The organism is Limosilactobacillus pontis DSM 8475 (genome assembly GCF_001435345.1).
Taxonomy (GTDB): Bacteria; Bacillota; Bacilli; order Lactobacillales; family Lactobacillaceae; genus Limosilactobacillus; species Limosilactobacillus pontis.
Map to the genome: position 1 here is coordinate 16,331 of NZ_AZGO01000002.1, position 21,853 is coordinate 38,183.

A 21,853-nucleotide genomic window follows, 5' to 3' on the forward strand; every position below is an offset into this window, starting at 1 on the left:
GAGTATTTATGGCACAATTAGTAAATGAGAAGGAACAACAAGAAGCTGTTAAGGCTCTGGAACGACTGATTTCGGTACCGTCATACAATCAGCCGGCTGAGGACGGGGCACCGTTTGGCTGTAAGATCCGCAACGCCCTGGACGAAATGATGAAGATCTGTGACGAGCTGGGCTTCAAGACCTACGAAGACCCAGATGGCTACTACGGTTACGCCGAGGTCGGTACGGGTGACAAGGTCTTTGGGGTAATCTGTCACCTCGACACGGTTCCGGCCGGCGACCTCAAGAACTGGACACACGACCCGTTCAAGGGCACCGTCATCGACAACGCCGTCTACGGGCGAGGTGCCCAGGACGATAAGGGTCCCGGGATCGCCGCCTTGTACGCGGTCAAGGCCCTGATGAACGCGGGTTATCACTTTAACCAGCGGATCCGCTTTATCTATGGGACCGATGAGGAGATCCTCTGGCGGGGAATCGCCCAGTACAACAAGAAGGAGTCCCAGATCGACAGCGGGATCTCCCCGGACGCCGAGTTCCCACTGATTTACGCTGAGAAGGGGCTGGAGCAGGCCTACCTGGTCGGCCCTGGCACGGATAAGCTGCACATCAGCTTGAAGAACGCCTTCAACGCCGTCCCGGACAAGGCCGTTTATGACGGGCCTAAGCAAGATAAGGTCAAGGCAGCTCTCGACAAGCACGGCTTCAAGTACACCAGCGATGACCACTCGATCACCGTCCTGGGGAAGTCGGTCCACGCCATGCTGGCGCCCCAGGGTACCAACGCTGTTCTCCGTCTGGCGATCGCCCTTGATGACGTCTTTGACTTCAAACTACTGGACTTCATCGGCAAGCTCTTCAAGGAGGACGCCACCGGGACCAACGTACTCGGTGACGTTGAGGACGAGTCTGGTCACCTGACCTTCAACATTTCCAGTCTGGAGATTAACGAGAAGGAGACCCGGATGCAGATTGACCTGCGGATTCCGGTCACCGTCGACCGGGACAAGCTCTTGAAGAAGCTTGACGAAAACGTTGCCGACTACGACCTCAAGTACGCTCCGTTTGACTACGTTGCCCCGCTCTACGTACCAAAGGACAGCAAGCTGATCCAGACCCTGATGGACGTCTACAAGGAGCAGACGGGTGATACCAAGGCCACACCACAGATCTCTGGTGGGGCGACCTTTGCCCGGACCATGCACAATTGCGTGGCCTTCGGGGGAATGCTGCCAACTACGCCGGACTACATGCACCAGGCCAATGAGCAGTGGCCGTTGCCAGATATGTTCAAGGCGATGGAGATCTACGCCCAGGCGATCAAGAAGCTCTGCGTTGATGGTGAATAATTAAATAGTTTACGGTATGCTAAAACGCCGGTCAGAGTCGCGATGGTTCTGACCGGCGTTTCGTATTTAACAAGCGATTGTAAGTGAATTGTATTGAGAGAGATTGTAGTGTGCTTGTTGTTTATGGAAAGGAATTAATGGGTTACTTTTGTTCCATGACCGTTTCACCGTTTGCGATGATCTTGAAGGTCTTGTTAGCGGCGTCGGCATCGAGGACGGCCACGTTGGCACCGTCCTTGTCCTTACGGGTGATCTTGATGGTCGTGTCGGTTGGCGTTTCAACGTCGATGGAGCCATCCAGATCGAAGGCGGCGAACTTGTTCCGCCAGGAAAGCAGACTCAACAGGTCCTTAACTACTGGCCGTTGCACTTCCTTGGCCACTTCTTCCTTGCTGTAGTAGTGACGGTTGATGTTCCGGCCTTCCTTGGTCTTTTCGAGGAGTTCCAGGTCGTTTGAGCCGGCCAGCAGACCAACGTAGTAAACCATTGGGATACCAGGGGCGAAGATTTGGAATGCCCGGGCCATCAGGTAGGCCTTATCGTTGTCACCGAGGGCGGAGTAGAAGGTCGTGTTGATCTGGTAGATGTCCAGGTTGTGGTATTCGGAACTGGAGTACTTCTTCTTGACGTTGGCACCAACCTTGTAGAGTTCCTTGGAGGTGTAGTCGATCTCGTCGTCAGACAGGATGTTCTTAGCGTCAACAACCCCGATCCCGTCGTGGGTGTCCAGGGTGGTGAACTGCTTCATCGGGCTCATCTTCAACCAGTTGGCCAGGCGGTTGGTCTTACCAGAGTAGAGGGTGTAGAGGGTGGTCATTGGCAGCACGAAGTCGTAGATGAAGTAGTCGTGTTGGGAAATCTTTTGTGGCATCGTGTAGTGCTCGTGGATTTCCGGCAGGATCTCGGCTTGGTAAGGTGCCAGAATCTTACGAACGTCTTCCAACAGGTCCCAGATTTCTGGTTCGACGAAGAAGTCGTTGGTGTCGGCCTTCTTAACAGCGTAGGCAAAGGCGTCCAGCCGGATCAGGTCGGCACCGTGCTTAACCATGGAGGTCAGGGTCTGCTTGAAGAATTCGTTAGCGACCTTGCTCTTGACGTTGATGTCGATCTGTTCCTCGCCAAAGGTGTTCCAAAGGTGTTCCTTAGTCCCGTCGGCGAATTCGATTTCCTGTTCTGGGGCCCGGTCCTTGCGCTTGTAGATCATGTCGATGTCCTTTTGGGTTGGACGGCCCTTACCGGCAGCTTCCCAGAACTTTTCCCAACGGATGAAGAAGTCGTTATACTTGGAATCATCGTGGTTCTTCTTGAAGTCTTGATACATCACGGACTTCTTGGAGATGTGGTTGATCATGAAGTCAAACATCAGGTAGTAGTCCTTGCCAAGGGCTTCAACGTCATCCCAGTCACCGAACGCGGAGTCAACCACGTCGTAACGGTATGGGGCAAAACCACGGTCACCGGTAGATGGGAAGAATGGCAGGAGGTGGACACCGCCGATGGCATCGCCGATGTATTCCTTCAGGACTTCGTGGGTTTCCTTGATGTTCTTAGCCATGGAATCGGAATAGGTGATTAACATTGCTTTGTTTTGAATTGGCATAATAAGACCTCCAAATTAAGTTAGATTACTAGTGAGCAGTGTGACGAGTAGCAAAGAAAATAATCAGGGCGATGATGATCAACCCCACCCCGTAGATCGGGAATGGTGCTGCCAGCCCCATTCCGGACAGTGGCTGACCCAACAGGTGGTTGGTCCATTCGGCAATCGTTGGGGAGAAGAAGGCCCCAAAGTTGAAACCGATCAGGCACAGGGAGGTAACCAACGGCTGCCGGTTAGCAGGCGCCAGGTCCGGCAGGAGGTTGAAGATCAGCGGTGAAACCAGCTGGAGTGGGAACCCAATCAGCAGCAGGCCGGCCACCATCAGGAAGTAGTTATGGCCGGCAAAGCCGAACAGGAAGTTGGACAGGGCCATCAGCCCTAACCCCAGGTAGACGGTCCCAAAGCCCAGGTGCTTCTGGATGGTACCATAGCAGATCCCACCCAGCGTGGCGCCGATCAGCATCAAGGACAGAAACATTGAGGAACCGGTGTAGTGGCTACCGTTGATGGCCACGGCCAGACCAGGGAAACGGTTCTCCATTCCAACATAGTCCACGACCAGCAGGAATGCAAAGAGAACGAGCAGGTAGACTACCGGACTGATCTTGGTGATCGTCTGGTTCTCGTCTTCCCCAAGGTCCTCTGCTAGGTTATCTTCGTCGACTTCCTGGCCCTGGGCCTGACTATCGTCGGGAACCCGGAGTGCGAAGAAGACCAGAACGACGAAGGCTAGGGCGTAAACCGCAAAGGACTGGTGCCAACCGGCGTAGCTCAGGATCAACCCCGCGATAGTCAGTGTGGCGGCCTGACCGATCTGCTCGGCGGCGGCCCGCCAGCCCAGCATCTGGGCCCGCTCCGTGCCGTCGTACCAGACAGCGATCATCGAGATGGCCTGGGAGTTATAGAGTCCGTAGCCGGCCCCCAGGACCAGCCGGGAGACCAGGATCGTCATGTAGTTGTTGACGAACAGTGGGACTAGCCCAGCGATGCCGACAATCGTGACCCCAGCCATGATGATCTTCTTATCGGAGATGTGGAACCACTCCTGGATGAGTGGGGAGAGGACCACGAAGATCATAACGGCAAAGGACGGGGTGGTTACCAGGTACTCGGACTGGGTCTGGGTGATTCCCAAGGCCGCCTTGAGTTGCGGCAGGGAACCCTGGATCGCGTAAGCACTGGTGATCATGAATGAGACTGACAGGAACGCTAGCTTGGTAATCATGGAATGCTTGTTATTCATATTCTCAATTCCGCTTTCTTTCTTACTTGTGGCAAAATGATAAACGTTTATCATTTTGACTACGTGAATAATATACTATGCCTCCATCATAATGTCAAACGTTTATCAAAACGTTTTGTAATCATTTTCATTGAGGTGGGTTCGCTCTTTTATGAAAACATAATGTAAGCTTGCTGCGATTAGGTTCATCCTATTAATGTGAACGACGTAACGAAGGAAAATAAAAACTGCGTCGATCGTACTTGATCGTGCGCAGTTAATTTAGTGTTAGTACTGACGGTCGTATTCATAAGTCAGTTCTGGTTCACGACCGGTCCGCTGGTAGTTGTTGAGGGCGTCAACCTGGCGCATCTCATCTGCCGATAGTTCAAAGTCGTAGATATCGGCGTTTTGCTGGATCCGGTCAGCGTGGACCGACCTTTGGAATGAAGGAGACCCCATTTTGCAGGTGCCAACGTAGGATTACCTGGGCCGGTGACTTACCGTGGGCAGCACCGATTTGCTTTAGGACTGGCTCACTGAGGACGGCTCCCCGGCCTAAGGGACTCCAGGCCTGAGTGATAATCTGGTGGTCATGGTTGAACTGGAGCAAAGGTTTTTGGGTGAGGAGCGGGTGCAACTCGACCTGATCGACTACCGGCATCTCGTGAGCCTTAATGGCCAGGTACTGGAGGTGGATCATCTGATAGTTGCTAACCCCGATCGACTTGGCCATCCCGGCCCGTTTCAGGTCCTCAAAGGCCCGCCAGGTTTCAAAGAAGTGTTGTTCGATCGGCCAGTGAATAAGCAGGAGGTCAACATAGTCTGTCTGTAACCTCTTCAGTGATTCCTTGACTGATTGAATTGTCTGGTCATATCCCTGGTTATCTTCGGCGACTTTAGTAGTAAGGAAAAACTGGTCCCGGGGGATTCGCAAGTCCTTGAAGGCGGTCCCGGCCGCGGCCTCATTGCCATAGAGCTGGGCGGTATCAAAGAGCCGATACCCCGTTGAGTAGGCATCCTTGATGGCATTGGTCATCGTTTCCTGGCCGTCAACCTTGTAAAGGCCGAAACCTTCCTGCGGCATTTGGTTACCGTCCGCGAGCTTTACCCAGTTATCTTTAACATTCATAAATTGTCACCCCTTTATCCCAAATATAGCATTACCGCTTGGGGTGAGAAAAGGGATAACGCTTATTCCATGATTGACTTGGTGGTCCGGGCTAACTGTTCAATGGTCTGCTGACCGGTCATCATACTGTCGTTCTTGTCGGTGTAGACGGCGATGGTATAGCTGGTCCCATTGGCGTTCTTGACGTAACCAATGCTGTTGACGATCCAGTCGTCAGATCCGTAGCTCAACCAGCCGTTCTTGATGGCGAAGTTGTCACTGACAGCCGAGATTCCCCAGGCCTGGTCTGATTCAACGTTACTCATCAGGCTACGGATGGTAGTCCGGTCCTGGCTAGAGAGGAGTTTGGACTGGTAGAAGATATTGTTGAGTAACTTGACCTGGTCCTTTGGAGTGGTGGTGGTCAGTCCCCAGCTCTTGTGGGCAATTGAGTCCTTCATGCCAAATTTGTTGAAGACCTCTTGGAGTCCTGATTGCCCCCCCAGTTCGTTGAAGAGGGTGGTCGTAGCGCTGTTGTCACTCTGCTCAATCATCTTCTTGGCCAGGTCTGTCTGGGTGCTGCTCAGTGGAGCCTGCTGCTTGAGCAGGAGCCCGGCGAGGATGCCGACCTTGACGGTGCTGGCCGTGTGAAACTTGTGGTGGGGAGCATTCGTTGAGGTGTAGATACGATGCGTTTTGGGAGAATAAACCGCGATACTGACGTTATCACTGGAGGTGTAGACGATCTTGTTCCAGTTAGCTTTGAGGCGGGACCCCAGTGACAGGAAATGGTGGAGGCCAAGGATAATGACCAGTATTAATATGATGATTAAGATTAGCCGTGGCCGACGGCGGGGATGCTGAGCACGCTGCATGATGCAAACTCCTTTCTTTCTTGATGTGCGTACCTTACTAATCATACTTGTGAAATTGGAAAAAGGGAACATATTAATTGTGATTTTAACCAATAGTTTGCGAATTAGCTTGAATATTTAGCAAAGTTCACTGATAATTCATGATTAAGGACTATCCTAAGGGGTAGCAATCTGAGAAGGGACTAATAAAATGAAGAAATTTGGTCATAAGTTGATCTGCTACTTGCTGGTGCTCCTGTCTTTTAACCTGAGTTTAATCGGCCTAGAAAACCGGGCCCAGGCCAGTGACGGAGCGTTTTACGATATGAAAGCACGGGCGGCTTATGCAATCGATGCCCAGACCGGACAGGTGCTCTACCAGAAGAATGCCAATAAGGTCTACCCAATTGCGTCCCTGACCAAGATCCTGACTTTAGCGGTGATCGAACAGGACGTCCGTGACCACCGGCTGAGTTGGAAGCAGAAGGTTAAGATCACTCCTGCCGTTGCCAAGGTAGCTAACGACTGGCACTTCTCCAATGTCCAGTTAAATGCCGGGGAGCGGTACAGTATCTGGCAGCTGGCCGAATCTATGATGCTGGTCTCAGCCGATGGAAGCGCCGAGGCCTTGGCACTGGCTAGTGCTGGCAGTACCGCCGCCTTCAATAAGAAGATGCAAAAGGTTGCCCAGGCGGCTGGGGTGCATGATGCCAAGATCTATAACATGATTGGCCTTTCCAACGACAGTCTGGGTAAGCACCGGCTCAAGGGTGTGGCCAACGACGCGGAGAATAAGATGTCGGCTAAGGACTTGGCCCTGATCTCACGTTATGTGATCAACAAGTATCCGGAGACGTTGAAGATCACCAAGAAGAAGTTTGCTAATTTTGATGTCTCAGCCGACCAGCAGTACTTGATGACTAACATCAATGCTCTCCTGCCGCAAAATGGTTTTGCCCCAAGCGGCTGGACGATTGACGGCCTGAAGACGGGGAATACCGACGCGGCCGGCAAGTGTATTGTGACGACCGGGACCTATGCCGGCCGGCGGGTCATCCTGGTCGCATTGCACACTAAGGGGGACTGGAATAACCAGTCAAAGATGCAGAAGGAATTCTACGAGGCCCTGGCAGCTAACTACCAGCCAGTTGAATTGCAGAAGATTACTGACCTGCCCAAGAACGTTCGTCAGACGCGACTGGTTCACGCTAAGGGTCAGCATCATGTTCATCTACAGCTGGCTCATGCCCAGTGGATCTGGATGAAGAAGGGTGATGACTGGCGGGCTACTAGGCCGCGCTTTGTTGTTGATTCGGCCCACCGCTCGGTTACTGGAAAACTGACGGCTCCGGTGAAGAAGGGCGAACGGGTTGGTAGTGTTGAGCTGCGGATCAAGGGGATGCCGGTCATACAGGTGCCGGTTACCAGCAGGCAAACGATTACTAAACGGGTCCTGTAAAATTGAATAGTTAACAAATGAAAAGATTTGCATGTGTTGCGGATCTTTTTTTATTGAATAATTTTACTCGGCATTGTGAAATTCTGAATTTATATGGCATATACTTAACGGAACAGTTGCGGCCTGGCCTTGGGGAGCCGGATGTATATGGTATTCGAGGGCCGATATCATCATTGACCATTCGGTTGAATTTGTCCAAAAATGATGGTACTTTAGCATTGTAAATGAAAGCGTTGCCATTGGGGAGGCAATAATGATGATAAACCGATTTAAGTGTTTAGTAGGGCTTGCCACCTTTGGCATGGTGATGGGGACCGTCAGCTCGGCCAGCGCCTGCACCACGGTCCTGGTTGGTAAGAAGGCCAGTAGCGATGGTTCCACGATGATTGCGCGGAACGAAGATGTTGACACGGCCTGGGCCAAGCACTATGTTTTCCACGCTGCTAACAGCAACGGGCCAACACAGTATGTCTCCAAGGACAACCACTTTACGGTTGACCTACCGGCTGACCAGCAACGTTACACGAGTACGCCGGATTGGCAGCAAGAAGATGGCCAAGACCAGTTTGGTGAGGATGGGATCAACGACAGTAACGTGGCGATGAGTGCTACCGAGTCTGGGACTACCAACAAGAAGGCCCAGAAGGCGGACCCATTCGTCAAGAACGGACTGGAGGAACAGTCGATGCTGGATGTTGTTCTGCCATATGTTCACTCCGCCCGAGAAGGGGTTCAGCGCCTCGGCCACATTATCGAAACGAAGGGTTCTGCTGAAAATAACGGGGTGATCTTCTCAGATAAGAGCTCCATCTGGTACATGGAGATTGTCTCCGGTCACCACTGGGCCGCTGTTCGGGTACCAAACAACAAGTACGCCGTCATTCCAAACCAGACAATGATCGGCAACGTCAACACTAAGAAGGGGAACTACATGGCCTCCAAGAACCTAGTCTCCTTTGTTAAGAAGCACGACCTGAATGGTTACGTTGATGGCCACCAGGTTAACCTGGCCAAGGCCTTCGGGACCAACAATAAGGAAGATGCTACCTACAACCGGCCACGGGTTTGGGACGGTCAACGAATCCTGACCCCAAGCAAGAAGCAGTCCATCGACCAGAAACACTTCACGATGTTTATGAAGCCCGACAAGAAGATTTCGGTTGCCAAGGTTCAAAAGGTCTTGGGCTCCCACTTCACGGGTACCAAATACGATAGCAACGGCAAGTGGGCTGGCGGCTACCGGCCAATTAATGTGCCAACGAATGTTGAATCGCACATCCTGCAGATCCGCAACAACGTGCCAAGTGACATTGCCGGAATCCAATGGTTAGCCATGGCCTCACCAGCCACGAGCGGCTATGTTCCGTTCTATACAAACGTCACTAACACTCCGGCTAACTACCAAAGGAAGGGGACTGACAAGCCGGATAACGATTCCGCTTACTGGACCTACAAGATGACCCGGGTACTGACCGACCCATACAAGAACAAGCTGATCAACAAGGATGTTCTGCCGGTGCAAAAGAAGGTTCAAAAGCACCTCGACCAGAACCTAACAAAGTCTGACAAGCAGGCTGAATCATTACCAGGTTGCTGACTACCTGACGTAATGCAACCAGGAGAACGCTGACTATGCGCAAAAGCAGTTCCAGAAGCTGAACCAGAAGTTGACCGTGGATGCAACCCGGCAGACGAAGATTGTTCAGGATAAGAACCTGTAAGACTACTTAGTTAATACCAATCTAATATGAAAATCACCGAATCGCTATCTAACGATCCGGTGGCTTTCAGGTGTAAAAAAAGAGCCATCGCACGGATGACCCTTCATGAAAATATACTACTTAGTATTTAACGTGTTAGTACTCAACGTGCCACTTGATGGTGTATTCCTTCTTCTCGTTTGGCCGCAGGTTGATGTCACCAAACTCTGGGTGGTGTGGGGCGTCCGGCAGGGTCTGGGCTTCCATGGCGATCCCCAGGTGTGGGTGGACCTGACCGTGGTTGTAGACGGCCTTGTCGTCGGAGTTCATGGTGTACATTACCAGGCCGTTCCGGTCGGAGAAAAGTTCCATCTTCCGTCCGCTAGCCTTATCTTCTAGGGTGGCAACCGGCTTAGTCAAACTCGGTTCAACAACCCAGATGTCGTCGAAGCCGTTCTCCTTAGTGGAAGCCATCTGCTTCAGGGCGTCACCGAGACGGGTCGGCGTGCTGAAGTCAAACGGCGTGCCAGCGTTGGCGACCTTCTCGCCGGTCGGGATCTTCCCACCGTCAACGGCCAGGTGGTACTGGGAGTTGACCTGCAGGATGAGGTCGTCAACGGTCTTGGCGTCCGCGTGGGCCATGTTCCAGTAGGTGTGGTTGGTTGGGTTGAAGACGGTGTCGGAATCACTGGTTGCGCCAAGCTTCAGGGTCAGATAATCGTCATCATCGAGCGTGTAGGTGGTGGTGACGTGGATAGTACCCGGGAAGGAGTCGTCCTTTTCATGCAGGGTCAGACTGAGGGTGATTGAAGCATGGTCATCAGTAACATTTGTGTCATCAACGTGCCAGATGTGGTTATAGAAGCCGTTGGTCCCACCGTGCAGGGTGTTCTCCCCTTCATTTTGTTCTAGGTTGACGGTCTTGCCGAAGATCTTAAACTCCCCGTGGGCGATCCGGCCAGCCACCCGACCGATCAGCCGGTTGGTGCAGAAACCGTTGTTGGTAAACTCATCTAGGTTTTCTGAGGTCAGGACCATGTCGGCCATGCCGCCGTCCTTGGTTGGGACCTTGAATGACTGGAGTAGACCGGCGAAGTCAAGTATCCCGGCCTGCACCCCATTATCATTGGTCATTACGTACTTAGTGACTGGTTCACCCTTAAAATGTCCAAACGGAACCTGTGCAATATCCATTGTTAAAAAACCTCCTCAAAAAGTAAGCGCTTTAAACTACACCTACTATTCTAGCACACTTTTTACTGGTATGTGCAACCGTTTGCACGACTGATAACTTTTTGACAGGCTCAACGCTAACCCCTAGAATTAAACTTAAATGAATAAGTGGGGGCAACAACATGGCAAAGTTTAGTTGGGACCGGTTCAAGAAGTCCTGTAACCGTAACTTTATGGACTTTCTCGGAATTTTTGCGGCCGAGGACCGCTTCATCCATGAGCATCGAAACAAGAGTAGTCGGATCGCCGAGCAGGATCGCTACGGCACCGATGATCATGATCAGAAGGATAAGCAATAGAAAAACGGCGACTGGGGATATTTCTTCGGCCGCCGTTTTGCTTGGTGGTTACTTTTGGACGTGTTTCTTAAAGGCCTGGTAGTCCTGGTCAACCTGGTCGACATAGTGGAGGGCCCAGTCGGCCAGCCCCTGGTCGAGGACCTTCTGGTGACGGAGGTAGCCCCGCAGCATCGGCGAAGTCGGACTCTGAGCGTGGGCCATCGCCAGGCAGAAGGCGCAGGTTTGGCAGTAGAGGCGGTAGCTGCTGAAATCGAGTTTCTCAATCTTGATCGATTCCTTCATGTCACGGAACTGCCGGACGTAGTAGCTGCGTTGACCAAACCTGGTGCTGGCCAGGAAAGGATCGGAGGAGGACTGGAGGACACGTTGAGCGGTCACAATTCGTCGTCCCGCCTGGAGACCGTTGGCGATGGCCTGTTGAACCTGAAGCTGGAGCAGGTTATAGCGCAGGGGCATGGCCTCCTTGACCTGGAGGACCAGGTGACTGCCGTCGATCCCAGTCAGCAGGAGCAAGAAGCAACGGGTACCGAAACTGCCAACGCCGACGCTGTAGCGGATGATGTCGGTGATGTGGAAGTTGGCTAGGTAGACCTTGATATCTTGGCGAACATTTTCCCGGTACTTCTCATAACCGTTAGCCACGGCCTGGTATTCCGCGTCGCTGAGGTGCTTGGCACGGGGCGGGTTGTCCCGGAAGACTAGCTGGCCGCGGTTATTGATGGTGCCCATCTTGCGGATGATCTCCTCGGAATTGCTATTCTGGCTCTTCTTGATGATGTTTTGCAGGACCGCCTCCATCTGTTCTGGGGCGTCGTCGTCATCAAGCTTGTGAATGTTTTCGATCATGTCATGGATCTCAAAGGAGTAGTAGAAGACCGCGGACAATGGGAGCTTGTTAGCGCTCTTGATGGCATGGCGGTAGGTCTTGGTGGTCAACTGGAGGAGGTCATAGAGGTCGTCTTTCTTAAAGCCGTTCTCCTCCCCGGCCAGTTCAATGCTGACCAGGAGACGCTTGACGTCACTCTCCCAGTTACCGATCCGGGCCTCGTCAAAGTCATTGAGACCGAAGAGTAGTTTGCGTTCGGGGGAGGCATAGAAGCCGAAGTTGTTCACGTGGGCATCACCACTGATCACCACCGGCATCATGCTTTGGTACTGCTGCTTGAGGTCGCGCTCCATCAACTCGGCCGTCCCACGAAAGAAGGCAAAGCGGCCGGCTAGCATTCGCTGGTGGCGCAGGGGAAGGAGTTCCGGGATCATCTTGGCCTCGGTCTGTTCGATATCGGCCACCGGGTCCCGGTGAACGGGGACAAAGGTGCTCAGCTCCGCACTGGTGACTGCCTTCTGTCGTTGCTTGCCGGTCTGCTCGAGTTCAGCCTTGCTTTTGTTGATCTTGATCTTTTTTAAATCGAAAATGTCTAGTCGCTGTTGGTCCATGCTGACGCTTCCTCTTCTGCTTAGAATTACTGATTAACCTTCATTTTAATGAATTCTTTAAATTTGTAAATATTGCTTGGCCTTCGCACGGCTACTCTGCCACAATTATAATAGAGAATAATTCACAAGGAGCTGATAATGTGATTATTACCGTTGAAAAACCAGTTGCCCAGCACCTGCACGTCAATCCCCAGCTGGTTAACGCCCATCGCCTGGCCACGCCGGAAGCATGGTCGGTCCGTATTTGCGGTGACTTCATGATTGTCATGAACAACCTGTTGGCACTACCGGTGATTGTTCGCCATCCCCAGCGTTTCAACGATTCCCGGTCATTTATTACCGCCTTTAAGCAGGAGTTCCTGCAGCTGATGGAATTGGCGCCGATTCCGCATGCCAAGATTCGCCTGGTTCGTGATGCCCAGTTTCAAGACGTTCGTTTTACCAGTCAGCAGGCCGATTCGGTTGCAATGCACCTGCAGACCTACCAGAATATTCTGACTGGTGCCAATTCAATCATTGATTGGGACCGCCAACCGTCTAACGCCATGCTGGCACTCAAGTTGGCTCATCAGACCGTGCTTGCCGACCCCGATGGTGACGACGGATTGGCGTTGTTTGACCTGTTTGAAAATTATGTGATGACAAATTTCGCCCTGCCAGCGCACCCGACGTTAAACGAGCACAACCGTAACTACCGCTACCGGAGCGGCTCTTTGAACGACGTCATGAACGCGGTTGCTGTGGGTGAGCACCTGCTCAATGATTACCGTCGTTTTCTGGAAAACCGGGGTAAGAGTGATCAGATCATTGACCGGGACCTCGACGTTGCGGACGATTATTTCAGCTTCTGTGATGGCTACGAGAAGACCCTCTTCGACGATCTCACCCTGGTTTATAACTACTTGATCCACTATGAGGAGGCGAACCAGACCCAGTTGAGCGCTACCCAGCTTCGGGACAAGGGGGTGGCGCTGCGTGAACTGGGTCGCTTCATGCGCTACCAACGGCTCTTCTCCGCAGCTGACTTTGATCACTTCGTTCAGGCAATTGGCCAGGGGATCAAGGACCTCGGCTTCAGGGATCGCAACTACTACTTTCAACGTCTTTTGCGTAAGGTGCAGGGGCAGCGGGACGCCTTAAATGGGCCACATCGCTATCGTCGCCAGCGCTACCAACTGACGGTGACCCTGGCTGACTACCAGCCAACTATGTGGCGCCAGATTATCCTCGGCGGTGACGCCCGGCTGGATACCCTCTGTTACCTGGTCCTGGCCAGCTTCCGCGCGCAGAGTAGTCACCTCTTTACCCTCCAGGACGGTGTCCACACCTATCAGCTACCAATCTTTGAGAGCGGGCTCGGTGCCAACAAAAGCTTACTGGCCCATTGGCTTGGCGAGTATCGGGCGGGGGCTGAACTGACCCTCGCATATGACTTTGGTGACGGCTGGCGTTTCAAGATCAAGGTTGATGAGGTGGCTGACCAGTCCCGGTTGAAGACGAATGGTACCGCCAAGCTGGTGGCTGGCAGTGGGCATGGGATCATCGACGACATCGGTGGTACCACTGGATTGACCGACGTTGCCAAAGACGATCCGGGGATTGACCATCCCCTGAATGTCAACCGCGAGCAGGCGGCCTGGCGAAAGCGCGTTGACCGTCTTAAGAAGAACTACCGTTAGGCAATGTTGCTTTCTTCACAATCTAGCGAAAAGGGTTACAATAAATGTGTAAGTTCAATTAAGTGAGGCTGATAGACATGGAGACACAAATTGATGATTTGCCAAAGACAATGCGGGCCTGGGCCGTTACCACGCCCGGGCCGATTGATGGCGATCGGGCGCCACTAAAGATGGTAGAGAAGCCGGTGCCCACTCCTGGTCGGGGGGAGGTCCTGGTCAAGGCTTTGACCTGCGGGGTCTGCCATACCGACCTTCACGTGACCGAGGGTGACCTGTCCGTCCATCAGGAGCACGTCACGCCGGGGCACGAGATCGTCGGTAAGGTGGTGGCGACGGGACCGGATACCCAGCGTTTCAACCTCGGTGAGCGGATTGGAATCCCGTGGTTCCGTCACGCTTGCGGGGTCTGCAAGTTCTGCCGGTCCGGACACGAAAACCTTTGTCCCCACTCCGTCTACACTGGTTGGGACCATGACGGCGGTTATGCCGAGTACGTGACCGTGCCGGAGGGGTTTGCCTACCGGATTCCGGAGAAGTTTAACTCCCTAGAGGCAGCCCCGCTGCTCTGTGCCGGGATCATCGGCTACCGGGCCTTTGAACGCGCTAATGTGCCAGCAGGTGGGCGTCTAGGTTTGTACGGCTTCGGTGGCTCGGCCCACATCACGGCCCAGATTGCTATGGCCCAGGGGATCGAGGTCCACGTGTTTACCCGCGGTGCTGATGCTCGCCGGTTTGCCCTCCAGTTAGGCTGCGCCTCGGCCCATGGTGCCTATGACCTTTCCGACGTGCCGTTGGACTCCTCAATCATCTTTGCCCCGGTCGGCGACATCGTGCTGCCGGCGATGGCCAGCCTAATTCCGGGTGGGACCCTGGCCCTGGCTGGAATCCACATGACCGACGTACCGGCCCTCAACTACCAGGAGCACCTCTTCCACGAGAAGACGATTACTAGCGTTGAGAGTAACACCCGTCGCGATGGGGAGGAGTTTTTGACCCTCGCCGACCGGCTGGATATCCATCCAGAGGTGCACGAGTACCCGTTTGAGAAGGCGGATGAGGCCTTGAAGTATGTTAAACGTGGTGATATTGAGGGGGCTTGTGTCCTGCGGATTAGCCAGGATGATTAGTCGATGGTATACTAGAGCACATCATAATACTGAAATGAGGGGAAAGCATGGACTATCCACAATTAGATTTGGCCAAGGCGCAGGGGCCGAAAGCCATCATTAAGACTAACAAGGGAACGATTACGGTCCAGCTCTTTGAGAAGCTGGCTCCTAAGACGGTCAAGAACTTCGTCGAACTGGCTAAGCAGGGCTATTACGATGGGGTGACCTTCCACCGGGTCATTCCGGACTTTATGATTCAGGGCGGTGACCCAACTGGGACCGGCCGTGGTGGCGAAAGCACCTACGACCACCCATTTGAAGATGAATTTGCCGACCAACTGTTCAACTTCAACGGGGCCCTCTCGATGGCAAATGCCGGCCCAAACACCAACGGTAGCCAGTTCTTCATTGTTTCCAATGAACATGTCCCGGCCAACATGATTGACCAGATGAAGATGGTTGGCTACCCGCAGGCAGTCATTGACCACTACAAGGAGTTCGGTGGGACGCCGTGGCTTGACCACCGGCACACCGTTTTTGGCCAGGTCATCAAGGGGATGGATGTTGTCCAGGTGATCAGTAAGGTCAAGCGTGACCAGATGGATAAGCCGAAGGACGACGTGGTGATGGAAAAGGTCACCATTGAATAATTAATATCAACGGGATTGGGGAATACAGTGAAATTGCCCAATCCCGTTAAGTGTAACTAAGAGTCATCGACTTTGGTCATTACTCGCTAGGGGGCAAGGATGAATTTAATCTAGCAGGGATGCTTACCTTTGTGATCACCCTAAAAATAGCTGAGTAGTCTAAAGGACCCCGAGCTGCGGCGCAAATGCCGGTGCTCGGGGTCCTTTTATCAGTTGTGATGGTTAGTCAAGAGGTCCCACAGCTCCTGTTTGCGGGGCGTTAATTCCTCGGTCTCCCGCATTGCTACGGATAGGTGGAAGATCGGCAGGTCAGGTCCCTGGATCTCGACCTGCTTGACCTTGTCGCCGGGTTCGATGGCGAGGCTGGTCAGGAAGGTAATGCCGAGGTTTTCGCTGACCATTGCCTTAATGACGTGGATGTCGGCGGTCCGGTAGAGAATCCGGGGGCGGAAGTGGGCCCGACGACACATCTGCTTGAAGGCTTGGTCGTGGAAGAACTCGGTGTCGGGAATGATGAACTGCTCATTCTTTAGGGCGGCGAAGTCCGCCGTTGCTTGCCCGGCTAGGGGATGGGCGGCGCCAACGACCACCTGGAAGGGGAAGCGGGCCAGTTCCTGGGCCTTTAGTTGGGCCTCCTTGAGCGGGGTTAGGGAGCCGAGCAGGGCCATGTCGAGCTCGCCGTGCTGGAGCATCTTCAATAACCCCCTGGAACCATGTTCATAGGTCTCCAGGGACCCCATCAGTTGGTGGCGCATCAGGCGGGGCGTCAACGGTGGGAAGTAGTAGTTACCGATGATCGGCGGTAGGCCGAAGCGCACCTTGGTCGAGTTAGCTCGGTCAATCTCCTGGTGGGCAACTTGGAGCTCATTTAGGATTAGGTCGACGTGGTTGGCGAACTGCTGGCCGGTTGTGGTGACCCGTAGCTCCCGGTGAACATGATCACGGACGAAGAAGCTGGTGTTAAACTCGTGCTCCAAGCGCTGAATGGCCATGGTAATCGTCGGTTGGCTGACTCCAAAGTGCTGAGCCACCCTAGAAAAATTTTGATCTTTTATCAGTTGCTGAAAATATTCTAAATCTTTGATTTTCATGTAAATCCTCTCATGTTGGTAACCCATGCCGTGCTTATCAAGTTTATTTATATCATAGCACGAATTTGACTATAGACTGATTCGGTCCCTATGATGGAGACAATTAAACGAAAAGAAAGGCGATTATTAATGAATAAGGCAATGGCAATCTTAAACAACCCCTTCAAGAATAAGGGGACGGCATTTACGATGGAAGAACGAGAACAGTTAGGCCTGGTTGGGGCCCTGCCGCCACGGGTCAAGACGATTGAGGAGCAGGCCGCGGAAACCTACGCCCTCTTCGAAACCAAGTCGAGCAACATTGAGAAGCGGCATTTCCTGATGGAGGTCTTCAACACCAACCGGCCCCTCTTCTTCTACCTGATGGGTCAACACATCACCGAGTTTATGCCGATCGTGTACGATCCAGTGATCGCCAAATCAATTGAAGACTATAACGAACGTTATCAAAAGCCCCAGGACGCTGTCTACCTCTCCGTCAAGCATCCCGAACGGATTGGGGAGAGCCTGGCCAACGTCAGTGGTGACCGGGACATCCGCCTGATCGTGGTTACCGATGCCCAGGGAATTCTCGGCATCGGTGACTGGGGTGTTGACGGGGTCGACATCGCGGTCGGTAAGCTGATGGTCTACACGGCTGCTGCTGGGATTAACCCGGCCCAGGTCCTGCCGGTTTCTATCGACGCTGGGACAGATAACCAGAAGCTGTTGGACGATCCAAACTACCTCGGTGAGCGTCACCACCGGATCAGCGGACCGGAGTACTTTGACTTCATTGACCGTTTCGTTGCCGAGATCGAGAAGCACTACCCGAAGAGTCTGCTCCACTTTGAGGACTTTGGGCGGGGAACCGCGGCCCGGATTCTTGACAAGTACCAAGACAAGATCCTGACCTTCAACGATGACATCCAGGGAACCGGGATCATTGCCCTTGCCGGGGTACTCGGTGCCATGAATATCTCCAAGGAGAAGCTGGTTGACCAGACTTTCCTGACCTTTGGTGCCGGGACCGCCGGTATGGGGATTGCCAAGATGCTCTACGACGAACTGATTCGCCAGGGCCTGACCCCTGAAGACGCCAAGAAGCACTTCTACCTAGTCGATAAGCAGGGCCTGCTCTTCGATGATACTGCGGGCCTGACCGACAAGCAGAAGCCGTTCACCCGTCAACGGAGCGAGTTCGCCAACGCCGACGAGCTGACTAACCTGTTGGCCGTGGTCAAGGCGGTCCACCCAACCGTCATGATCGGGACCTCTACCCAGCCGGGAACCTTTGACGAGGCCGTGGTTAAAGAGATGGCCGCCCACACCAAGCGGCCAGTGATCTTCCCCTTGTCTAACCCAACTAAGCTGGCCGAGGCCAAGGCTGATGATCTCTTGAAGTGGACCGATGGCCGGGCCCTTGTGGCAACTGGGATTCCGGTTGATGATATTACTTACCAGGGTGTGACCTACCAGATCGGTCAGGCCAACAACGCCCTGATTTACCCTGGGGTTGGGTTTGGTGCCCTGGCTGTTCAGGCACGCAAGCTCAACGATAATATGCTGGCTGCTGCCGCCCACGCCCTATCCGGCCTGGTCGACCCCGACCAAACGGGGGCCGCTGTCCTGCCACCGGTATCCAAGCTGGCTGAATTCTCCCAGCGGGTTGCCCAAAAGGTTGCCCAGTCCGCTATTGACCAGGGCCTGAGTGACATGTCCGATGCTAAGCAGGCGGTGGCTGCTGCCAAGTGGGAGGCCAAGTACTAATAAGTATGACCGACTGAGCAAAATTTCTGCTGCAGTCTAAAAAGTTTGTGATTCTGATCTTAAAATTAAAAATTCTCAAGAAGCTTATTTAATAAAATCTTGAGAATTTTTTGTTTGCCCACTTGTGAAAAAATTCCTACTAACGGCTGAAAGCGCCTTAACTACGGCTAGTGAACCGGCTGGCATAAGTGAAATTTATGGAATGCTTAAGGTTTGACTATGCTGGGGACGGCGGAGTAGGATAATGGTGTAATGATGTGTAACATTTCACAAATGATAACTTTTGATTACACAATTTGGAGGCGTCAAAAATGACAGAATACCGCACTGAAGAAGACACCCTGGGTCCCGTTAAGATTCCCGCTGATACGCTGTGGGGACCACAGACGGAACGTAGTCGTAACAACTTCCCAACTGGTCAATACATGCCCCTGGCCATCATCCGGGCACTGCTGAACATTAAGAAGGCTGCTGCCCAGGCCAACATGGAAACCAAGGCCATCTCTGATGAAAAGGGGAACCTGATCGTCAAGGCCATCGACGAACTGTTGGCCCTGAGTGACGAAGACCTTCGCAAGGACTTCCCACTGAAGGTTTACCAGACCGGTTCCGGTACCCAGACCAACATGAACACGAACGAAGTTGTTGCCCACAAGGCCCACCAACTCAACCCGGACATCGAAATTCTGCCAAACGATGATGTTAACAAGGGGCAAAGCTCCAACGATACCTTCCCAACGGCCATGAACGTAGTGGCCCTGGAAGCCGTTAACAAGCTGAAGCCAGCCATTCAACACCTGATCGACGAGCTGAAGATCAAGCAGGATAAGTACTGGAAGACGGTCAAGGTTGGCCGGACCCACCTGCAAGACGCCGTACCGTTGACGTTTGGTCAAGAGGTTTCCGGTTACGTTGCCGCCCTCGAACACGACCTGGACTACATCAAGACCTTAGAACCAACCTTAGACGAATTAGCCATCGGTGGTACCGCTGTTGGTACCGGCCTGAACGCTGCTGAGGGGATGCCAGAAAAGATTGCCGAAAAGCTGTCTGAAGTTTACGGCCTGAACCTGACCGCTAAGAGCAACAAGTTCTACGGCCTGGCTAATCATTCCGGCTTAAACGTGGTTCACGGTGCCCTGAAGACCCTGGCCGCTGACATGTTCAAGATTGCTCAGGACATTCGCTTCCTCGCTTCTGGTCCCCGGGCCGGTTACGACGAATTAAACATCCCGGCCAACGAACCTGGTTCATCCATCATGCCTGGTAAGGTTAACCCAACCCAGGCCGAGGCTGTGACGATGGCTGCTCTCCGGGTCTTCGGTAACGATACCGTCGTTACGATGGCTTCATCTCAAGGTAACTTCGAAATGAACGTCTACAAGCCAGTTATGATCGACGCCTTCCTTGAATCCGCCGACCTGCTGACCGGGACGATCACCGGCTTCACTGACCGTTGTGTCAAGGGCCTGACCGTCAATGAGAAGCGGATGGCAGAACTGGTTGACAACTCTCTGATGACGGTTACGGCACTGTCACCACACATCGGTTACCACGACAGCGCCAAGATCGCCCAGGCCGCAGACAAGGCCAGCAGTACGCTGAAGGAAGCTGCTCTGAAGTCTGGTAAGGTCACAGAGGAGCAATACGATGAGTGGATGGACATGCTGAAGATGACCAACGCTGATCGCAAGGACAAGTAATTAAACACTAACGGGGGCAGGCGTGGATCGGCTGCCTCTTTGCCTGATTAAACACAGAAAAAGGAGCGCATTATAATGGCAGAAAAGTTTCAACCATTATCCGTAAGTAAGCTGGCCGACAGCTACGACGCCGTCATTATCGGGTCCGGTGGTACCGGCCTGTCCGCAGCTATCCAGGCCCATGAACTGGGCTTGAAAGTGGCCGTCTTTGAAAAGGAAGCAGAGCTGGGTGGGAACACCAACCGGGCTTCCTCCGGGATGAACGCCGCCGAGACCAACGTCCAACTCCAGCACGGGGTCATTGACAACGTGGCCGATTTCTATCACGAAACCTACAAGGACGGTGGCCGCCTGAACGATAAGGACATGCTGGGCTACTTTGTCTACCACACAGCACCGGCAATTGACTGGTTGGCCGACCACGGCATCAAGTTGGACGACATCACGGTAACCGGGGGAATGTCCAAGAAGCGGACTCACCGCCCGGCCAGCATGGCGCCAATTGGTGGCTTTTTGGTCAAGAGTCTATTAGACGTTGTTGCCAAGGAAGATATTCCAGTCTTCAACAAGACCAAGGTGACTAGCCTGGTTCGCGATGATGAGGGGCGTATCGATGGGGTCAAGGTTAATGCCAACGGCCTGATCAAGACAATCGGTGCTAAGGCGGTTATCCTGGCCACCGGTGGTTTCGGCGCCTCCAAGGAATACATCGAACGGTTCCGGCCTGACCTCAAGGACTATAAGACTACTAACCAACCGGGTGCTACCGGTGACGGCCTTAAGCTGGCGGAAAACGTCGGTGCCGAGCTGATGCAGATGAACCTGGTTCAGGTCCACCCAACGGTTCAACAGGACCACCCGCACGTCTACCTGATCGGTGAGGCGGTCCGTGGTGAAGGTGCCATCCTGGTCAACGCCCAGGGGAAGCAGTTTGTCAACGAGCTCAACACCCGAAAGATCGTTTCCAACAGCATTACGGCCTTACCGGAACACAGTGCCTACCTGATCTTTGACCAGGGCATCCGTGACCGGGCCAAGGCCATCGAGTTCTACGACAAGACTGGGTTAGTGGTTCACGGTGACACCATCGAGGATCTCGCCAAGAAGTTGAAGATGGATCCCGATACGCTGACCCAGACGGTTGCCACCTGGAACAAGGCTGTCGAAGGTCACAACGATGCCGAATTTGGCCGGACCACCGGAATGGACCGGGGGATCACCAAGCCAGGCTTCTTCGCCATCCACATTGCCCCAGCCATTCACTACACGATGGGTGGGATCCACATCACGCCGAAGACCCAGGTGCTCGACGGTAACGGTGACGTGATCAAGGGCCTGTTCGCGGCCGGCGAGGTTGCCGGTGGACTCCATGGTAACAACCGGGTCGGCGGTAACTCCATCGCCGAAACGGTGGTCTTTGGACGTCAGGCCGGACAACAGGTCACCCTGTACGTTCGTAAGCAAAAGTAATTGACATTGACGGTCGGCTTTCCCGGCCGCATTGCTCTGCAATTATTATCAACGATGAGACATAAGAGGAATTATTAAAAGACCCGGTTTGTAAAATTAAGTTAGAAAAACAAAAAAGCCATTTGTGATAGACTTTTG

16 protein-coding genes and 1 pseudogene are annotated in these 21,853 nt (G+C 53.3%); 10 read left to right on the forward strand and 7 right to left on the reverse strand.

All coding sequences use genetic code 11. The features are described 5' to 3' along the window. The first annotated feature begins 8 nt into the window (after positions 1 to 8). Entirely contained in the window at positions 9 to 1,349 is a 1,341-nt protein-coding gene (locus FD34_RS00095; protein ID WP_057805545.1) for a M20 family metallopeptidase, read from the forward strand. Positions 1,350 to 1,491: 142 nt separating this feature from the next. Here FD34_RS00095 and gtfA read toward each other — a convergent pair whose 3' ends face one another. The 4 genes and pseudogenes from gtfA to FD34_RS00115 form a co-directional block, all read right to left on the reverse strand. Then, a complete protein-coding gene (gene gtfA / locus FD34_RS00100; protein WP_057805547.1) occupies positions 1,492 to 2,949 on the reverse strand; it encodes a sucrose phosphorylase in 1,458 nt (485 codons plus the stop codon). Positions 2,950 to 2,977: 28 nt separating this feature from the next. Next, entirely contained in the window at positions 2,978 to 4,192 is a 1,215-nt protein-coding gene (locus FD34_RS00105) for an MFS transporter (protein WP_057805549.1), read from the reverse strand. Positions 4,193 to 4,459: 267 nt separating this feature from the next. Then, positions 4,460 to 5,303: pseudogene (locus FD34_RS00110) on the reverse strand (aldo/keto reductase). 62 nt (positions 5,304 to 5,365) lie between these two features. Next, entirely contained in the window at positions 5,366 to 6,157 is a 792-nt protein-coding gene (locus FD34_RS00115) for a serine hydrolase (protein WP_057805551.1), read from the reverse strand. 190 nt (positions 6,158 to 6,347) lie between these two features. On the opposite strand from FD34_RS00115, the gene FD34_RS00120 reads away from it, so the two are divergent. Then, a complete protein-coding gene (locus tag FD34_RS00120; protein ID WP_057805553.1) occupies positions 6,348 to 7,595 on the forward strand; it encodes a D-alanyl-D-alanine carboxypeptidase family protein in 1,248 nt (415 codons plus the stop codon). Positions 7,596 to 7,851: 256 nt separating this feature from the next. Continuing rightward, positions 7,852 to 9,192: a C69 family dipeptidase gene (locus FD34_RS00125; RefSeq protein WP_083479738.1), complete on the forward strand. Its 1,341-nt coding sequence runs from the start codon at positions 7,852 to 7,854 to the stop codon at positions 9,190 to 9,192. A gap of 259 nt (positions 9,193 to 9,451) precedes the next feature. Here FD34_RS00125 and FD34_RS00130 read toward each other — a convergent pair whose 3' ends face one another. Then, the gene (locus FD34_RS00130) at positions 9,452 to 10,489 is read right to left on the reverse strand and encodes an aldose epimerase family protein (RefSeq protein WP_057805554.1); all 1,038 of its coding nucleotides are present in this window, start codon (positions 10,487 to 10,489) and stop codon (positions 9,452 to 9,454) included. Between the two features lie 161 nt (positions 10,490 to 10,650). On the opposite strand from FD34_RS00130, the gene FD34_RS08615 reads away from it, so the two are divergent. Beyond that, the gene (locus FD34_RS08615; RefSeq protein WP_169788919.1) at positions 10,651 to 10,827 is read left to right on the forward strand and encodes a hypothetical protein; all 177 of its coding nucleotides are present in this window, start codon (positions 10,651 to 10,653) and stop codon (positions 10,825 to 10,827) included. Between the two features lie 48 nt (positions 10,828 to 10,875). On the opposite strand, the gene FD34_RS00135 is transcribed toward FD34_RS08615, so the two are convergent. Then, positions 10,876 to 12,264 carry a DUF2252 domain-containing protein gene (locus FD34_RS00135; RefSeq protein WP_057805555.1) on the reverse strand — a complete coding sequence of 463 codons (1,389 nt, stop codon included), beginning with the start codon at positions 12,262 to 12,264 and terminating at the stop codon, positions 10,876 to 10,878. Between the two features lie 140 nt (positions 12,265 to 12,404). Between FD34_RS00135 and FD34_RS00140 the strand changes: the two genes are divergently transcribed. The 3 genes from FD34_RS00140 (at position 12,405) to FD34_RS00150 (ending at position 15,702) form a co-directional block, all read left to right on the forward strand. Continuing rightward, positions 12,405 to 13,943 (forward strand): IS1096 element passenger TnpR family protein, encoded by a 1,539-nt coding sequence (locus FD34_RS00140; protein ID WP_057805556.1) that lies wholly within the window; start codon positions 12,405 to 12,407, stop codon positions 13,941 to 13,943. Positions 13,944 to 14,020: 77 nt separating this feature from the next. Further along, on the forward strand, positions 14,021 to 15,070 hold the full coding sequence (locus FD34_RS00145) for a zinc-dependent alcohol dehydrogenase family protein (RefSeq protein WP_057805558.1): 1,050 nt from the start codon (positions 14,021 to 14,023) through the stop codon (positions 15,068 to 15,070). A gap of 47 nt (positions 15,071 to 15,117) precedes the next feature. After that, positions 15,118 to 15,702 (forward strand): peptidylprolyl isomerase, encoded by a 585-nt coding sequence (locus tag FD34_RS00150; RefSeq protein WP_057805560.1) that lies wholly within the window; start codon positions 15,118 to 15,120, stop codon positions 15,700 to 15,702. Positions 15,703 to 15,911: 209 nt separating this feature from the next. On the opposite strand, the gene FD34_RS00155 is transcribed toward FD34_RS00150, so the two are convergent. Continuing rightward, positions 15,912 to 16,793, reverse strand: a complete 882-nt coding sequence (locus FD34_RS00155) for a LysR family transcriptional regulator (RefSeq protein WP_057805563.1) — start codon at positions 16,791 to 16,793, stop codon at positions 15,912 to 15,914. Positions 16,794 to 16,886: 93 nt separating this feature from the next. Between FD34_RS00155 and FD34_RS00160 the strand changes: the two genes are divergently transcribed. The 3 genes from FD34_RS00160 (at position 16,887) to FD34_RS00170 (ending at position 21,715) form a co-directional block, all read left to right on the forward strand. Further along, positions 16,887 to 18,542, forward strand: coding sequence for a malolactic enzyme (locus FD34_RS00160; RefSeq protein ID WP_083479740.1), 1,656 nt, complete (start codon positions 16,887 to 16,889; stop codon positions 18,540 to 18,542). A 311-nt stretch (positions 18,543 to 18,853) separates the two neighbouring features. Continuing rightward, the gene (locus tag FD34_RS00165; RefSeq protein ID WP_057805569.1) at positions 18,854 to 20,245 is read left to right on the forward strand and encodes a class II fumarate hydratase; all 1,392 of its coding nucleotides are present in this window, start codon (positions 18,854 to 18,856) and stop codon (positions 20,243 to 20,245) included. A 75-nt stretch (positions 20,246 to 20,320) separates the two neighbouring features. Beyond that, positions 20,321 to 21,715: a flavocytochrome c gene (locus tag FD34_RS00170; protein WP_057805571.1), complete on the forward strand. Its 1,395-nt coding sequence runs from the start codon at positions 20,321 to 20,323 to the stop codon at positions 21,713 to 21,715. Positions 21,716 to 21,853 lie beyond the last annotated feature (138 nt).

Coding starts and splice junctions, on each gene's coding strand:
- FD34_RS00155 (WP_057805563.1), bottom strand. CDS start 16,793: ATGAAAATCAAAGATTTAGAATATTTTCAGCAACTGATAAAAGATCAA.
- FD34_RS08615 (WP_169788919.1), top strand. CDS start 10,651: ATGGCAAAGTTTAGTTGGGACCGGTTCAAGAAGTCCTGTAACCGTAAC.
- gtfA (WP_057805547.1), bottom strand. CDS start 2,949: ATGCCAATTCAAAACAAAGCAATGTTAATCACCTATTCCGATTCCATG.
- FD34_RS00170 (WP_057805571.1), top strand. CDS start 20,321: ATGGCAGAAAAGTTTCAACCATTATCCGTAAGTAAGCTGGCCGACAGC.
- FD34_RS00095 (WP_057805545.1), top strand. CDS start 9: ATGGCACAATTAGTAAATGAGAAGGAACAACAAGAAGCTGTTAAGGCT.
- FD34_RS00115 (WP_057805551.1), bottom strand. CDS start 6,157: ATGCAGCGTGCTCAGCATCCCCGCCGTCGGCCACGGCTAATCTTAATC.
- FD34_RS00135 (WP_057805555.1), bottom strand. CDS start 12,264: ATGGACCAACAGCGACTAGACATTTTCGATTTAAAAAAGATCAAGATC.
- FD34_RS00120 (WP_057805553.1), top strand. CDS start 6,348: ATGAAGAAATTTGGTCATAAGTTGATCTGCTACTTGCTGGTGCTCCTG.
- FD34_RS00150 (WP_057805560.1), top strand. CDS start 15,118: ATGGACTATCCACAATTAGATTTGGCCAAGGCGCAGGGGCCGAAAGCC.
- FD34_RS00130 (WP_057805554.1), bottom strand. CDS start 10,489: ATGGATATTGCACAGGTTCCGTTTGGACATTTTAAGGGTGAACCAGTC.
- FD34_RS00105 (WP_057805549.1), bottom strand. CDS start 4,192: ATGAATAACAAGCATTCCATGATTACCAAGCTAGCGTTCCTGTCAGTC.
- FD34_RS00160 (WP_083479740.1), top strand. CDS start 16,887: ATGGAGACAATTAAACGAAAAGAAAGGCGATTATTAATGAATAAGGCA.
- FD34_RS00145 (WP_057805558.1), top strand. CDS start 14,021: ATGGAGACACAAATTGATGATTTGCCAAAGACAATGCGGGCCTGGGCC.
- FD34_RS00125 (WP_083479738.1), top strand. CDS start 7,852: ATGATAAACCGATTTAAGTGTTTAGTAGGGCTTGCCACCTTTGGCATG.
- FD34_RS00165 (WP_057805569.1), top strand. CDS start 18,854: ATGACAGAATACCGCACTGAAGAAGACACCCTGGGTCCCGTTAAGATT.